This is a genomic window from Paraburkholderia sediminicola (genome assembly GCF_046030555.1).
Classification (GTDB): Bacteria; Pseudomonadota; Gammaproteobacteria; order Burkholderiales; family Burkholderiaceae; genus Paraburkholderia; species Paraburkholderia sediminicola_E.
In genome coordinates, this window is sequence record NZ_JAQQCH010000002.1 from 405,732 (window position 1) to 420,427 (window position 14,696).

Below are 14,696 nucleotides of genomic sequence, written 5' to 3' on the forward strand. Positions count from 1 at the left end.
GGATGGAAAGATGCAGACCGCATGTGAATCTCATGCGGCCATGTGCCCGCCATGGTAACGGATCGTTGATGGATATTCGTCTACAATCGTCCGCTGAACACGCGCCTCGCTGCTGAACCGGAAGCGCCGCCAAGGAGACCACATGCTTGATTTTTCTACGCTAGGAACGTTCGTTGCCGTGGTACTGGGGCTCTTTCTGATTCCGGGGCCGGCCGTGCTGCTGGTTTTGACTCGCACGGTGCATGGCGGGCGCAAGGCCGGCATTCTCACCGGTCTTGGTGTCGCAGTTGGCGATTTCATACACACGTTAGGCGCATCGGTCGGCCTCTCGGCGCTGCTGATGACTTCGGCACTCGCCTTCAATGCCGTGAAATTCGTCGGCGCCGCCTATCTCATCTATCTGGGCATTCGCGCCTTGCGCGAAAAGCAGGCGAGCGCGCATGTGCCGGCAGTCGCGCAGGTATCCGCTTCCAAGGCCTTCTTTCAGGCGATCCCTGCCGAAGTGTTGAACCCCAAGACCGCGCTGTTTTTCCTCGCGTTCCTGCCGCAGTTCGTTCGCCCTGAGCATGGCTCTTCATTCCTGCAGTTCGCGACGCTCGGGCTGATCTTCGTCGGCATGAGCGCGCTCTATACAACGCTGATTGTGCTGACCATTCGCCCGCTGGGCAAACTCGTCAAGCGCCTGACATGGCTGAGCCGCTGGCAAAACAAGATCATCGGCGTGCTGTTCATTTCGCTCGGCCTGCGCGTCGCCACGCAAACGCGCTGACGAATCTGCTTGCCGCCGCGCGCCATTTCGTTCGGGCGCGCGCAAACGTGCAGCCACGCTCGCACTAGATATTCCGGCGCTGCCGCCTTAAGCGGCCTTCACGCGCGTATTCCATCTGGCCCTCTGTTCGCACGGCGAGCTTTTCCTGTTCGGCGCGGCTCATCAGCCGGGTATCGTCAATGTCACCGACACGCAGTACTTCCTGCGCGATCCGTATGCGTAATGTCATTAATGGCTCGCCGCGTTCGACCAGCGTGCGGTCGGCTGCGCGCGCCTGCTGGACGCCGCTGTCGATCAGGTTGCGCAACTCCAGCAACGTGAGCCGTTGACGCTGGATCTCGAGGATGAGCCGCTGGATGGCCTGCTCGTCGCGTGTGCGCCACCAGGTGCGCAGTTCGGCGAGCGTGGGAGGGGCGAAGGGAGGAAGGCGCATTGCTCAGACGAAAGATACTGTATATATGTACAGTATATCCCGTCTTTTTACGAAACTGCGTAGAGCGCGTAGAGCGCGTTGAGCGGTTCGCGAGCCCTGCAAAGGGGCGCTATAACGCTCAGACGAGCGCGAGCATGATGGTGGTGGAGACCACAATGATAAAAAGACAGACAGCGGTCAGTACGTCGTACGGATAGCTCATGTCGAAACCATAACGTGTTGGGCGGAAGCGCCCATCATAGGCATAACCGTCCCCCATGACTGTCAAGCATTGCAAGGGCGCTGCTATCCGGCTACCAATGATCTGGGTGCAAACTGAACGACGCGCGCGAAATACCTTCCGCCTAGTGTCCACGTCCTTTCGCCGAGGTTTTGCCCGTTGCCGGCACAGATGATTCGCTCGCACTGCCGCATATCAATGCCACCCCCGCAACTGCCGTCGCCCGCAGCGATGCGCGTGAATCGCCCGCGCGGGCACGCAACGCAAGGCTGTGCAAAATCGCCGAGGCGATCTTCGCGAGGAGTGGCGGTTGCGCTTCTGCGGGCAGTTCGCCTGCGGCCTGCGCGAGCTTGAAGCGTTTCTCGAAGGCCTTGTCGTAGGTGCGCAGTCCCTCGGCAAGGGCTGCGCGAACCTCGCTGTCATCCACTGCTTCGACCGCGGCGGTGCCGATCATGAAGCAGCCGAGCGGATCGCCGTCGGCGGGCAAGTACCACGCGAGCGCGCCGTCATAAACGCGCAGCAGGGCTTGCGGCAATGGCAGGTCCTCGCGGAGCGCATCAACCATCGCGAGCCGGCCGGCCTCGATATAACGTTCGAGCGTGGTCAGATACAGCGCATGTTTGTCGCCGAATGCGCCGTACAGGCTCGGGCGGTTCATGCCGGTCGCGGCACTCAGTTGATCCAGCGAGGTGCCCGCGTAGCCGCTGCGCCAGAACACGTTTCTTGCATCGGCGAGCGCCTGGTCGGAATCATAGGCACGTGGGCGGCCGCGAGGGCGTATTTCCTTTTTTGTACTGGTCGGCATAAAAATATGGCGTAAGTGATTTATATGCAATATAGTACAAAAACTCCAACGACAGAGGATTCCCCATGGATCTGTACTTCTCTCCGCTAGCGTGCTCACTGGCCACCCGAATCTCCTTGTACGAGGCGGGGGCGCAGGCCGGGTACATTCAGGTCGATACGAAGTCGAAACAGTTGTCGGACGGCTCGGACTTTTATCCGATCAGTCCGCTCGGGCAGGTGCCGGTGCTGCGTACGGATGAAGGCTGGCTGTTGAGCGAAAACACGGCGATCCTGCCGTATGTCGCCGATCATTTTCCGGCTGCACGGCTCGCGCCCCCCGCGGGCACGGCACAGCGCGCGCGGCTGCAACAATGGCTGGGTTTTATCAGTACGGAGTTGCACAAGGCGGTGTTCGTGCCGCTACTCGATGCGCGCGCGCCGGAAGACGTGAAGCACTATGCGCGTGAGAAGGCCGCATTGCGGCTGGGTGTGCTGCAAGATCATCTGGCGCAGAACGAGTATCTGCTCGACGCGTTCAGCGTCGGCGACGCTTATCTGGTCACCGTGCTGAACTGGGCGTCGTTTGGCGGCATCGATCTGTCGCAATGGCCGGCGGTTGCGGATTACTACAAGCGCTTGATGCAGCGCCCGAGTGTCGCAAAAGCCGCTGCGGAAGAAGTCGCGCTGTTTCAGGAAGAAGTGGCGAAGCGCGCAAAAAACCGAGGGGAGGTTGCCGGTTAGGCGATCAGTCGTCGCTGTGCTGGCAGAAGCGGCGTCCCGGAATGTGCGACACCACCGCCTGTGCGATTTCGAGTGGCGTGCTTTCGGCCGGCACCACGCGGCGACTCGATTCGGGGGTGTGCTTCATGGTCCATTCAACGAGTCTGTACGAGCGTCCCCAAGGGGGTTGCAAGGGGTCTGAGACCTTGCACGAGTGGATCTGGCGCACCCATTCGTTGCCGGGCATCGCGCGCAAATGCTCGAATACCGTGTCTTCCACCATGGTTTGACTCCTTCTTCGCAGGCATGCTGTCCATCTATCGGTGCCTCGGCGACACCCCTCGATAAAAAAGCGCCGCCGATGTTCTGGCGGCTCAACAGGGGATGTTGTGTGCCATAGTTACAGGTAAGAATTAAGCCAAACTTAAGATCGCGCCCAAAATTTCCACGCTTGATCCCTCAGCTCGATTGTCTGCGCTCAACCACTGTTTTGCGTGCGCGGTGATCCAACCCTCAAGACCTCGCTGAATCGGCCGTTATTACAGCGGTTGGGGCCGCCGCCCCCGTTCGCTTCCGGGTCCGCATCATTGATAACGTGACGAATCTCGCTCAAACGCCGCTTTCAGACCGGCTTCGCTCGCTCGTCGATACCGTGCAGCACAACGAACGCACGCTGCGCCGCTTCCAGAACGTCGAGTTGAGGTTGATCGGCGCGCAGAGTTTTCCATCGTTTCTCGACACGCTGTTCAGCCATCTGCCGCAGGAATTCTCGCTGGCGAGCGTGACGTTGTGGCTCGATGACCGCGCGCCGATGCTGCTTGAACTTCTCGAGCCGGGCGCTTTGCATGCGCTCGACCAGCCCAACCTGCGAACCTCGCGTGAAGGCGGCCTCACCGCCCTTGGTCTGTGCGACGAGGGACGGCCATGGCTGGGCAAACCGGGCGAGCTGGATGAAACGGCGCGCCGCGCATTTTTCGGCGATGCCGACTCGCCGGCGAGCGCGATCTTGCTGCCGCTTGCCGCCGGTGACACCGTGAGCGGCTATCTGTGCCTGTGCAGCGACGACCCGGAGCGTTTCGGCGAAGGCATGGCCACGGATATTCTGGAGCGCTTCGCGAGCATCGTTACCGCGAGTCTCGACAATGTCGCGCATCGCGAGCGGCTCAAGCAACTCGGCATGACCGATTCGCTGACCGGCCTCGCCAATCGCCGTTACTTCGACGAACGGTTGCGCGAGGAGATCATGCGCGCCGTCCGTTACGGCGTGCCGGTGGCGTGTCTGTTCAGCGATATCGACAGCTTCAAGCGTATCAACGACACCTACGGACATCAGACCGGTGACCGTGCCCTCGCGGCGGTGGCGGCCTGCGTGCGACAGCAGGTAAGGTTGGGCGACACCGTGGCGCGCTACGGCGGCGAAGAGTTCACCGCGCTCCTGCAAGGCGATCGCTCCGATGCATTGACGGTCGCCGAGCGTGTGCGGCTGGCTGTCGAAAGGCTGGATTTGCAGGACGATCACGGTGAACGCATCGCGTTGACCGTGTCGATTGGCGTGGCGGCGCGCACGATTACCGGTGCGCCGGCCGAGGCGGCCGCGAACGGCCACGCGATAATGGAAGAAGCCGATCGGGCGATGTACCAGGCCAAACGCAACGGCCGCAACCGCATCGAGGCGTTGGCGAAAGCGGGTAGCGATAAGGTGTCACGCTAACGCTTGCCGGAATCGCCCAAGCAGTTGCATGCACAACCGGCCGGGCGCATTGCAGGTGTTTAAGGCAGCGCCGTTTCCGAAACCGGCGGCGTCTTGCCGAGTTCTTTCTTCACACCTTCCGCGTAACTCGGATCGACCTTTTCGAACAGCGCCAGTTGCCGGTCGACGATCTCTTTCGGCACACCCGCCATCGCTTCCGCGATATTCCGGAAGAAGCGCTCGCGGTGCGCCGCGTCGAACAACTTGTACAGCGCTCGCGCGTAGCTGTAGTAGTCGTCGTCCTCGCGATGGTTGTAGTGCTCGATCGATCCTTCCACGGCGAGCGGCGGCTCGTTCACCGACGCATCCTGCGGGAACGCACCGAACCGGTTCGGCTCATAGTTCACCGTGCTGCCGAGATTGCCGTCCGTGCGCATGCCGCCGTCGCGGTGATAGGTGTTCACGTTCGGCGTACGCGGTGCATTCACCGGAATCTGATGGTGGTTGATACCGAGCCGGTAGCGATGCGTGTCGCCGTACGAGAAGAGCCGGCCCTGCAGCAGACGATCCGGCGAGAAGCCGATGCCCGGCACGATATTGGCTGGCGTGAAGGCCGACTGTTCGACGTCCGCGAAATAGTTCTCCGGGTTCCTGTTCAATTCGAGCACGCCGACATCGATCAGTGGAAACTCCTTGTGCGACCACACTTTGGTGATGTCGAACGGATTCTCCTTGCGCGTGTGCGCTTCGGCTTCCGTCATGACCTGAATGCAGAAGCGCCACTGCGGGAAGTTTTTCTTTTCGATCTGTTCGAACAGATCGCGTTGCGCGCTTTCGCGATCGCGGCCGATCACTTCGTTTGCCTCGGCATTCGTGTAGTTTTCGATGCCCTGTTTCGACTTGAAGTGAAACTTCACATAGAAGCGCTCGTTCTTCGCGTTGATCAGCGAGAACGTATGCGAGCCGAAGCCGTGCATTTGCCGATAGTTCTTCGGAATGCCGCGGTCGCTCATCAGGATCGTGACCTGGTGCAGCGATTCCGGCGTGCGCGACCAGAAATCCCACACCGCATTCGCGTCGCGCAGATTGGTTTGCGGATTGCGCTTTTGCGTGTGAATGAAGTCGGGGAATTTGAGCGGGTCGCGGATGAAAAACACCGGCGTGTTATTGCCGACGATGTCCCAGTTGCCTTCTTCGGTATAGAACTTGATCGAGAAGCCGCGTACGTCGCGCTCTGCATCCGCCGCGCCGCGTTCGCCCGCGACTGTCGAGAAGCGCATGAACGTTGGCGTGACCTTGCCGACTTCGAAGACTTTGGCTTTGCTGTAGCGGGTGATGTCGTGCGTGACGGTGAGCGTGCCGAATGCGCCTGAGCCTTTGGCGTGCACGCGGCGTTCGGGAATGACTTCTCGGTCGAAGTGAGCGAGTTTTTCGATCAGCCAGAAGTCTTGCAGTGTGATCGGGCCGCGTGGGCCGACGGTTTCGGAGTTCTGGTTATCGCCGACCGGCGCACCGGCCGCGGTCGTCAACGTTCGATTCGTCATGGCTATTCCTTGGCTTGCTTGCGGGGGAATGCGCCGGCCGTCGTAGCGGCCGATGCGCAACGGGACGCTGGATGCCAGTTCGTGCAGCGCGAGGGCTAGTCTAGCAAGGCTTGCGAGGTGCCGCTCGATGAAACTTTGAAGACAACAAGAGAGTCATGCAGGGTGCATTGCACCCCGCCACGGCCCCTCACGCATCCGGCGGCACCCCGAGTAATTGCAGTGCGCCACCCGTCACCGCACCGAACACCGGGCCGGCCACCGTCCCTCCATAGAACGCCTTGCCGGCCGGGTCGTCGATCATGACGGCGACGATCAGCCGGGGGTCGCTCATTGGCGCCATGCCGACGAACAGGGCGCGGTAACGGTTTTTCGCGTAAGTCGCGCCGACCTGCTTGCGCGCCGTGCCGGTTTTGCCGCCGATCCGGTAGCCTTCCACCGCCGCTGCACGCCCTGTGCCGCCAGGGCCGGTGGCCATTTCGAGCATCGAGCGGATCGCGCGCGCAGTGGCGGGTGTCGTGACCGCGTGGCCTTTGCCGGTGGCCTGTGCCGCGCCACCTGCACCGGCATTCCCGTCCGCATCTCTGTCTTTGTGCAACAAACTCACGGGATGCAGGGTGCCGTCGCCTGCGTAGGCCGTATACACCTGCGCCATTTGCAGCAGCGAAGTAGACAGGCCATAGCCGTACGCCATGGTGGCCTGTTCGATCGGACGCCAGCGTTTGTACGGGCGCACCTTGCCCGACGCGACACCCGGAAAGGTCAGTTCGGGTCGCAACCCGAGCCCGTATTCCTGATACTTGTTCCAGATCGTTTCGGCGGGCAGATTCAATGCGAGCTTGGCGAGCGCGATATTGCTCGACTTCTGCACGGCTTCGGCAACAGTCATCGCGCCGTGATTCGACGTGTCGTGAATCACGGCCGGGCCGATCTTGTACCAGCCTGGCGCGGTGTTGATGATGCTTTGCGGTCGCACCTTACCTTCGTCGATCGACAATGCGACGACCACCGGCTTGATTGTCGAGCCCGGCTCGAAGGTGTCGACTACCGCGCGATTGCGCAGTTGCCGTCCGGTGAGACGGGCGCGGTCGTTCGGATCGAAGCTCGGATAGTTGGCGAGCGCGAGAATCTCGCCGTTGCGCGCATCAAGCACGACCACGCTGCCGGCTTCGGCGTGATGTTTGGCAATGGCGTCCTTCAGTTGCGCGTAGGCGAGCTGCTGAATGCGCCGGTCGATCGTTAGATGGATGGTGTCGCCGTTCTGCGCGGGCACGAGCGGCCGGGTTTCGGACACCACCCGGCCCAGGCGGTCGCGGATTACTTCGCGCTGGCCTGGCACGCCGAGCAGTTGCTCGTTGGCGGCGAGCTCGACGCCTTCCTGGCCGTTGTCCTCGATATCCGTGAAGCCGACCACGTGCGCCGCCGATTCTCCTTCTGGGTAAAAGCGCTTCGAATCCGCGATCTGCGTGATGCCGGCGAGGCCCAGTTTGTTGAGGTGACCGGCGGTGTCGGCATCCACCTGGCGCTTGAGCAGCACGAAGGTTTTGTCGCCGTTCAGACGCCGGCGCAGTTCTGCTAGCGGCAGGTCGAGCAGCTTCGAAAGCGGCGCGAACGCGGCTTCATCGAGCAGCTTGGGCGAGGCCCAGATCTCGTAAGTCGCGAGGCTGACGGCGAGCAGCGAGCCATTGCGGTCAACGATGCGCCCGCGCGTCGCATCGAGTTCGATAGTGCGCTGATAGCGTTTTTGCCCCTGATCGACGTAGAAATCCTGATTGACCACCTGCACCCAGAACGCGCGCCCCGCCAGCGACGCGAACGCGCCGAATACCAGCAGGACGACAAGTTTCGAGCGCCACATCGGCAAGCGCGCGGCTAACAACGGGTTCTTCGCGCCGGGCGCGTACGGGTCGTGCGACTGCGATTTCTTCTTTTGGATCATGAGTGCGGATAACGAACAGTGGTGCGTGGCGAGCTGAAACCGGCAACGCCGGTGGCTTGTGCGCGTGACTGTCGAGCGTGCTCCTCGAGTGAAAGCCACACGCGCGCAGCGTGCAGCGGATTAGCTTGCGCCGCCCGAATCGGCGGCGGTGAATACCTTGGGTTACCGATGAACCTGCGTGGTCAGCATGCGTAGCGTGAAGCTGGCACTGCCCAGATTGTAATCAGAACGTAATCTGGATGCGAGAGCCATGCAAGTGGGGAGTGGGCGGGGAGCACGTCGCCCGCCGTGTCGCCGCAGGGGCAGAGGGGCAGCCGAAGCCGAAGCCGAAGCCGAAGCCGAAGCCGAAGCCGAAGCCGAAGCCGAAGCCGAAGCCGAAGCCGAAGCCACAGCCACAGCCACAGCCACAGCCACAGGCCGCAAGCAGTCGTAAAAAAGCCGCGCGGACTTGAAAAATCCGCGCGGCTGCTTCGTTCGATTAATGCGTCGACTCCGACGCGGCGTGTTAAAGAGGCGCTCCCTGCCTGTCGAGCGCCTTCTTTTTTTGCCTCGCTTCCCCCTGACGTCCCACCGCCAGAAAAGAGCCGGCGGCCTCAGGCCGGCAAAGCGAAGCTCGAGATCGCCTCGCGCAGCACGCCTACCTGGTCCTTCAGCGAATGGGCCGCGGCGGCGGCTTCTTCGACGAGCGCGGCATTTTGTTGGGTGACCTGATCCATTTCGCCGACCGCGCGATTGACCTGTTCGATACCCGCGCTCTGTTCGCGCGACGCGTTGCTGATCTCTTCCAGGATTTCATTGACGCGGCGTACCGACTGCACGATCTCACCCATGGTCGATCCGGCATTGGCAACCAGCGATGCGCCCGCTTCGACGGTATGGGTAGACGTCTCGATCAACGCCTTGATTTCCTTCGCGGCCGTAGCCGAGCGCTGCGCGAGACTGCGCACTTCTGCTGCGACCACCGCGAAGCCGCGTCCCTGTTCGCCCGCGCGGGCCGCTTCGACGGCGGCATTGAGCGCGAGGATGTTGGTCTGGAACGCGATGCCGTCGATCACGCCGATGATGTCGCCGATCTGCCGCGAGCTGCTGGTGATTTCGCCCATCGTGCGGACCACGTCGTCGACGACGCGGCTGCCGCGCGTGGCCACATCCGCGGCCTGACCGGCGAGTTGCGCCGCTTGCAGCGCGCTGTCCGCGTTCTGCTTCACGTTGACCGTCATCTGATCCATGCTCGACGCCGTTTCGACGAGTGCCGCGGCCTGTTCCTCGGTGCGCTGCGACAGATCCGTGTTGCCGGCGGCGATTTCGGTCGCACCAATGTTGATGTTTTCGGTGCCGAGCCGCACGCGCGAAACCGTATCGACGAGACCGGCCTGCATGGTGTGGAGGGCGTGCAGCAGACTGCCGGTGTCGTTCATGTGCACCGGCACGCGCGTGGCGAGATTACCGCGCGCCATGAGTTGCGCGGCATCGACCGCGACTTCGAGATCGCCCCCGAGCGTGCGGCGGATGCTGCGCAATACCAGCAGCATGACGGCGGTGGCGATCGCGCCGAGCGTGACCGTGATGACGAGCCAGCGCAGCAGATTGGCGTAGAACGCGTGCTGCACGTCGTCCATGTACATGCCGGTGACGAGATACCAGTCCCACGGCGCGAAGTGGATCGCGAAGCTGGTTTTCGCCACGGGTTTGTCGCTGCCCGGCTTGGCCCACAGATAGTCGACGAAGCCGCCGCCGTCGTGATTGCCCGCGTTGACGATGTCGACGAACAGATGGTTGCCGGCCGGGTCGGCGAACTGCGCCATGTTCTTACCGACCATTTCCTTCTTGATCGGATGCATCAGCATGACCGGCTGCGAGTCGTTGACGGAGATATAGCCGTCTTTGCCGTAGCGCATGGCGGCGAGCGTTTCGAGCGCCTGCTTTTTGGCTTCGTCTTCCGTGATCGTGTGCTGCTGCGCGAGGGTGTAGTAGCGGTTGACGATGTGATTCGCCTGGTCGATCAGCGAGGTGAGTTGATCGCGGCGGTCCGAGATCATCGACGCGCGGTTTTGCCATGCGCCGAAGCCGCCGATCAGAATCAGGCCGATCCAGAGGACGGCGATCATTGAAGCTAGTTTTTTGTTCAGAGTCATAGCAATGGGGTTTTGCTTTTTTGCTTTCGCTTTCGCGAGGTGGTCGGTCAGGGGTTTTTGCTCTTTCGCTCTTTCGCTCTTTTCGCTTGCAGCGATTGGCTTGGTGCTTACTGTGTTTACGGCTTCTTGTTCTCTGCTCCGCAGGGGAGGGGAAACCCGTTGTTTCTTTTGTCTGGTTAATTGGGGGTTTGGGGGTGGCCGTTTCTTTTGCCTGCGCGGCGCTTGTTTGTCTGTTTGTCTGTTTGTCTGTTGGCCTGTGGCGTTGGCGTTTCCTTGATCTGGGTTCTTTGGTCTTTGGTCTTTGGTCTTTGGCCTTTCCTTGAATTCTTATTGGTCTATTAGCGTCGCCCCTGTGCGGGGCAGGCACTTACTTCTCTTTGCCGCCGCAAAGAGAAGTAAGCAAGAGAAAGCGGCTCAAACCGCTAATTCTTAAGTGGGTCCCCTGGCTTGGAGGAGGTAGTGGCACATCTGGAATCCGTGCCTTCGCACATTCCGCATCGGTGACAAGGGCGTCATACTTCCAGCGACGCTGCGCGCGCCGAAGCCCACTTCATAAAACCAACCACTACGTTTTCGTACCCGCGTTTCGCTCAGTGTCGTGGCCTGCCATTGCTACAGTCACAGCACAGCACAGCACAGCACAGCACAGCACAGCACAGCACGCCACCGCCACCGCCACCGCCACAACTGTATCCAGGCGTTTTAATTGGACCGCTGACGAGCTCGGTTTTTCATTCACTGGTGGAGCTTGTTCATTGAATACTTGGGCGCTTCGCCGAGTCGAAGCTGATGGCCCCCGCCGCGCCCAAGCGAAGCCCGTGGTTTCCCATGCATACCCATCCGCGACGCACGCAGTGCGGAGTGGGAGCTGATGAGCGCTTTGTCATTAGTGCCGAATGTGCGAGGGCACGGATTCCAGATGCACCACTACCGCAACTGTGCGGGGGACCCGCTTAAGAATTAGCGGGGTGAGCCGCTTTCTTTGCTTATCTTTCTTTGCGGCGGCAAAGAAAGTAAGTGCCTGCCCCGCACAGGGGCGAACGCTAATAGACCAATAACAAAACAAGGAAAGGCCAAGACCACAAAAAAATCAGACACTCCCGAGAAAGTAAGTGCCTGCCCCGCACAGGGGCGAACCTTAATAGACCAATAACAAAACAAGGAAAGTCCAACACCACAAAAAATCAGACACTCCGAAGAAAGCAAGTGCCGCCCTGCACAGGGGAAACCGCTAATAGACCAATAACGCAATTAATCCAGAAACCGAATAAACCAAGGAAATATAAAAAATCCAACCAGATAACAAAAAAACTAAAACAAAAACCCCACAAACCCAAGCCCCGCAGGGCTCAAATCACATTCCTCCACATAACGCCAAAAAAATCCAAATTCAGATGACACTGCATGAAATGCAAAAAACAGCACATTTTCCCACTTAACAACAACATGGAAAAAACCAAATCCCACCCACACGCCGAATAAAAACGATTTCAGCTATAGTCGCCATTTTCCAGTCGCCAGCCGGGCAAAAAAAGAGCACCAATAAGCCCGCCACCAGGAGTAAAAGAAAATGAACGCCCGCGAACCTGCATTCATCGCCGCTTCCCGCAGCGCACGCCTGCGCCAGATGCTCGTCAGCAACGAACTCGAATTCATGATGGAGGCCCACAACGGTCTCTCCGCCCGTATCGTCCGCGAAGCCGGTTTCAAGGCGATCTGGGGTTCGGGCCTCGCGATCTCCGCCCAATTCGGCGTCCGCGACAACAACGAAGCCAGCTGGACGCAAGTCGTCGACACCCTCGAATTCATGGCCGATGCCAGCGATCTGCCCATCCTCCTCGATGGCGATACCGGCTACGGCAACTTCAACAACGTGCGCCGTCTCGTGCGCAAACTCGAACAACGCGGCATCGCCGGCGTCTGTATCGAAGACAAACAATTCCCGAAAACGAATAGCTTCATCAATGGCGAAGCCCAGCCGCTCGCCGATATGGACGAGTTCTGCGGCAAGATCAAAGCCGGTAAAGACTCGCAGTCGGATGAAAACTTCTCGATCGTCGCGCGCGTCGAAGCTCTGATCGCCGGCTGGGGCATGGACGAAGCGCTGCGTCGCGCGGAAGCCTATCGGCAAGCAGGCGCCGATGCGATCCTGATTCACAGCAAGCTCTCGCGTCCGGACGAAATTCTCGAGTTCGCGCGCGAATGGGCCGGCCGCGGGCCGCTCGTCATCGTGCCGACCAAGTACTACAGCACGCCCACTGAAGTCTTCCGTGAGGCCGGCATCAGCACGGTCATCTGGGCGAATCATCTGATCCGCGCCGCGACCTCGGCCATGCAAGCCGTCGCCAAGGAAATTCACTCGAGTGAAACGCTCGTCAACGTCGAAGACAGCATCGCCGCAGTCAACGAAATCTTCCGTCTGCAAGACGCCGACGAATACTCGGAAGCAGAAGACCGCTACCTGTCGAGCGGACGCGCAGCCGGTGCGGCCGTCGTGCTCGCGGCAAGCCGCGGCAAAGGGCTCGAAGCCGTCACCGAAGATCGTCCGAAAGTCATGCTGCCGATCGCCGGCAAGCCGCTGTTGCGCTGGCTCGTCGACGCGTTCAAGAAGCAGAGCGTCAATGACATCACCGTGGTCGGCGGTTATCGCGCCGATGCGATCGATACGGCCGGTATCAAGCTGGTCGTCAACGAACGTCATGCGCAAACCGGTGAACTGGCGTCGCTCGCGTGCGCGGCCGACAAGCTCACCGGCGACACCGTCATCTCGTACGGCGATCTGCTGTTCCGCAGCTACATCCTGCGCGACCTGGTCGAGAGCGAAGCAGCGTTCAGCGTGGTAGTCGATTCGTCGCTGACCGATGCGGAAAACGCCAGCGTGCGCGATTTCGCATGGTGCTCGGCGGGCGACGATCGCGGCCTGTTCGGCAGCAAGGTCACACTGCGTCACGTGTCGAGTGGACAGGAAGCAACCTCCGCCATCGCTTCGCAAACGCCGCACGGTCGCTGGGTCGGTCTGTTGAATGTGCGCGGCGAGGGGCGTGAGCGTCTGCAAGCGGTACTCGGCAAACTGCAGGCGCGCCCGGATTTCGATTCGCTTGACATGCCCGCGCTGCTGAATGCGCTGATCGAAGCGGGTGAAGCGATCGAAGTGCAATACGTGCATGGTCACTGGCGCGGTGTGAACGATCTGGAAGACTTCCGTCGTGCAGGCGATTTCGCGCATGCGCAAGCGCCGTTCGCCGCAGCGGTCGGCAGCAAGACGAACGAAGCCAGCGGAGCCGCGCAATGATCGAGGCGGCACAGTTCGTCGAGGCGGCTCGCGAGCGTGGCTTCGACTGGTATGCAGGTGTGCCGTGCTCGTATCTGACGCCGTTCATCAATTACGTGTTGCAGGATGAATCGCTGCACTACGTCTCGGCGGCCAATGAAGGCGATGCGGTCGCGCTGATCGCGGGCGTGACGCTTGGCGCGCAGAACGGCCGGCGCGGCATCACGATGATGCAGAACTCCGGCCTCGGCAATGCGGTGAGTCCGTTGACCTCGCTTACATGGACCTTCCGTCTGCCGCAATTGCTGATCGTGACGTGGCGCGGGCAACCCGGCGTCGCGGACGAACCGCAGCACGCGCTGATGGGGCCGGTCACGCCCTCGATGCTCGATACGATGGAAATTCCGTGGGAGACCTTCCCGACCGAGGCCGACGCGATCGGCCCGGCGTTGGATCGCGCCATCGCCCACATGGATGAAACCGGCCGGCCGTATGCGCTCGTGATGCAAAAGGGCAGCGTGGCGCCCTATGAGTTGAAAGAGGGTCATGCGGGCGCTCGCCGTGTGCCGGTAGTGCCGCGTTCGCAATTCAGGAACGTGGCGCAAAATGAACTGGCTTCACGTCACGACGCGTTACAGAAAGTCATCGCGCACACGCCGCTCGAATCGACGGTCGTGCTCGCGTCGACCGGATTTTGTGGCCGCGAACTCTATGCCATCGACGACCGTCCCAATCAGTTGTACATGGTCGGCTCGATGGGTTGTGTGACGCCGTTCGCACTGGGTCTCGCCCTCGCGCGTCCGGACCTGCACGTGGTCGCGCTCGACGGCGACGGCGCCGCGCTGATGCGCATGGGCGCGTTCGCGACGCTCGGTGCGTACGGTCCGTCGAATCTCACGCACGTGCTGCTCGATAACGGCGCGCACGACTCGACCGGTGGCCAGATGACGGTGTCGTCGCAGGTGTCGTTTGCAGGCGTCGCCGCGGCTTGCGGTTATGCGTCGGCGGTTGAAAGCGACGATATCAGCGTGATCGATGAACTGCTTGAAACGGCGCCGTCGCCCAATGGCCCGCGCTTTGCCCGACTGGCGATTCGCCGCGGTACGCCCGACGGCCTGCCGCGTCCCACTATCACCCCGCCCGATGTGAAGACGCGCCTGATGCGCCACATCGGCGCCGCTTAAGGAGTGCG

Annotated in this window: 12 protein-coding genes; 5 read left to right on the forward strand and 7 right to left on the reverse strand. The window is 61.1% G+C overall.

The genetic code is table 11. The annotated features are described in order from the left end of the window. Positions 1 to 142: 142 nt before the first annotated feature. Positions 143 to 769 carry a LysE family translocator gene (locus PQQ52_RS05035; RefSeq protein WP_408207429.1) on the forward strand — a complete coding sequence of 209 codons (627 nt, stop codon included), beginning with the start codon at positions 143 to 145 and terminating at the stop codon, positions 767 to 769. Between the two features lie 64 nt (positions 770 to 833). Here PQQ52_RS05035 and PQQ52_RS05040 read toward each other — a convergent pair whose 3' ends face one another. The 3 genes from PQQ52_RS05040 to PQQ52_RS05050 all read right to left on the reverse strand — a co-directional run bounded on the left by PQQ52_RS05040 (position 834) and on the right by PQQ52_RS05050 (position 2,227). Then, positions 834 to 1,202 carry a hypothetical protein gene (locus PQQ52_RS05040; protein WP_408207431.1) on the reverse strand — a complete coding sequence of 123 codons (369 nt, stop codon included), beginning with the start codon at positions 1,200 to 1,202 and terminating at the stop codon, positions 834 to 836. A gap of 118 nt (positions 1,203 to 1,320) precedes the next feature. Then, a complete protein-coding gene (locus PQQ52_RS05045; RefSeq protein ID WP_408207433.1) occupies positions 1,321 to 1,479 on the reverse strand; it encodes a hypothetical protein in 159 nt (52 codons plus the stop codon). 67 nt (positions 1,480 to 1,546) lie between these two features. After that, positions 1,547 to 2,227 carry a TetR/AcrR family transcriptional regulator gene (locus tag PQQ52_RS05050; protein WP_408207435.1) on the reverse strand — a complete coding sequence of 227 codons (681 nt, stop codon included), beginning with the start codon at positions 2,225 to 2,227 and terminating at the stop codon, positions 1,547 to 1,549. A 65-nt stretch (positions 2,228 to 2,292) separates the two neighbouring features. On the opposite strand from PQQ52_RS05050, the gene PQQ52_RS05055 reads away from it, so the two are divergent. After that, complete coding sequence (locus PQQ52_RS05055; RefSeq protein ID WP_408207437.1) at positions 2,293 to 2,949, forward strand: glutathione binding-like protein; 657 nt, start codon at positions 2,293 to 2,295, stop codon at positions 2,947 to 2,949. 4 nt (positions 2,950 to 2,953) lie between these two features. Here the strand turns inward: PQQ52_RS05055 and PQQ52_RS05060 are convergent, their stop codons facing one another. Next, positions 2,954 to 3,211 (reverse strand): DUF2866 domain-containing protein, encoded by a 258-nt coding sequence (locus tag PQQ52_RS05060; RefSeq protein ID WP_120295794.1) that lies wholly within the window; start codon positions 3,209 to 3,211, stop codon positions 2,954 to 2,956. A 312-nt stretch (positions 3,212 to 3,523) separates the two neighbouring features. Between PQQ52_RS05060 and PQQ52_RS05065 the strand changes: the two genes are divergently transcribed. After that, positions 3,524 to 4,639, forward strand: a complete 1,116-nt coding sequence (locus tag PQQ52_RS05065; protein WP_408207439.1) for a GGDEF domain-containing protein — start codon at positions 3,524 to 3,526, stop codon at positions 4,637 to 4,639. 59 nt (positions 4,640 to 4,698) lie between these two features. On the opposite strand, the gene PQQ52_RS05070 is transcribed toward PQQ52_RS05065, so the two are convergent. The 3 genes from PQQ52_RS05070 to PQQ52_RS05080 form a co-directional block, all read right to left on the reverse strand. After that, positions 4,699 to 6,162, reverse strand: a complete 1,464-nt coding sequence (locus PQQ52_RS05070) for a catalase (protein WP_408207441.1) — start codon at positions 6,160 to 6,162, stop codon at positions 4,699 to 4,701. A gap of 187 nt (positions 6,163 to 6,349) precedes the next feature. Next, positions 6,350 to 8,098 carry a peptidoglycan D,D-transpeptidase FtsI family protein gene (locus PQQ52_RS05075; RefSeq protein ID WP_408207443.1) on the reverse strand — a complete coding sequence of 583 codons (1,749 nt, stop codon included), beginning with the start codon at positions 8,096 to 8,098 and terminating at the stop codon, positions 6,350 to 6,352. Positions 8,099 to 8,691: 593 nt separating this feature from the next. Next, positions 8,692 to 10,233, reverse strand: a complete 1,542-nt coding sequence (locus tag PQQ52_RS05080) for a methyl-accepting chemotaxis protein (RefSeq protein WP_408207445.1) — start codon at positions 10,231 to 10,233, stop codon at positions 8,692 to 8,694. 1,570 nt (positions 10,234 to 11,803) lie between these two features. Between PQQ52_RS05080 and aepX the strand changes: the two genes are divergently transcribed. Together aepX and aepY are read left to right on the forward strand one after the other, a co-directional pair. Beyond that, positions 11,804 to 13,525, forward strand: a complete 1,722-nt coding sequence (aepX, locus tag PQQ52_RS05085; protein ID WP_408207447.1) for a phosphoenolpyruvate mutase — start codon at positions 11,804 to 11,806, stop codon at positions 13,523 to 13,525. Next, a complete protein-coding gene (gene aepY, locus PQQ52_RS05090; RefSeq protein ID WP_408207449.1) occupies positions 13,522 to 14,688 on the forward strand; it encodes a phosphonopyruvate decarboxylase in 1,167 nt (388 codons plus the stop codon). Before aepX ends, aepY begins: the two co-directional genes overlap by 4 nt. Positions 14,689 to 14,696 lie beyond the last annotated feature (8 nt).

Excerpts from the sequence above, each read along its gene's own strand:
- PQQ52_RS05080 (WP_408207445.1), bottom strand. The coding sequence starts at position 10,233 with ATGACTCTGAACAAAAAACTAGCTTCAATGATCGCCGTCCTCTGGATC.
- PQQ52_RS05060 (WP_120295794.1), bottom strand. The coding sequence starts at position 3,211 with ATGGTGGAAGACACGGTATTCGAGCATTTGCGCGCGATGCCCGGCAAC.
- PQQ52_RS05075 (WP_408207443.1), bottom strand. The coding sequence starts at position 8,098 with ATGATCCAAAAGAAGAAATCGCAGTCGCACGACCCGTACGCGCCCGGC.
- PQQ52_RS05040 (WP_408207431.1), bottom strand. The coding sequence starts at position 1,202 with ATGCGCCTTCCTCCCTTCGCCCCTCCCACGCTCGCCGAACTGCGCACC.
- PQQ52_RS05050 (WP_408207435.1), bottom strand. The coding sequence starts at position 2,227 with ATGCCGACCAGTACAAAAAAGGAAATACGCCCTCGCGGCCGCCCACGT.
- PQQ52_RS05070 (WP_408207441.1), bottom strand. The coding sequence starts at position 6,162 with ATGACGAATCGAACGTTGACGACCGCGGCCGGTGCGCCGGTCGGCGAT.
- PQQ52_RS05035 (WP_408207429.1), top strand. The coding sequence starts at position 143 with ATGCTTGATTTTTCTACGCTAGGAACGTTCGTTGCCGTGGTACTGGGG.
- PQQ52_RS05055 (WP_408207437.1), top strand. The coding sequence starts at position 2,293 with ATGGATCTGTACTTCTCTCCGCTAGCGTGCTCACTGGCCACCCGAATC.
- aepY (WP_408207449.1), top strand. The coding sequence starts at position 13,522 with ATGATCGAGGCGGCACAGTTCGTCGAGGCGGCTCGCGAGCGTGGCTTC.
- aepX (WP_408207447.1), top strand. The coding sequence starts at position 11,804 with ATGAACGCCCGCGAACCTGCATTCATCGCCGCTTCCCGCAGCGCACGC.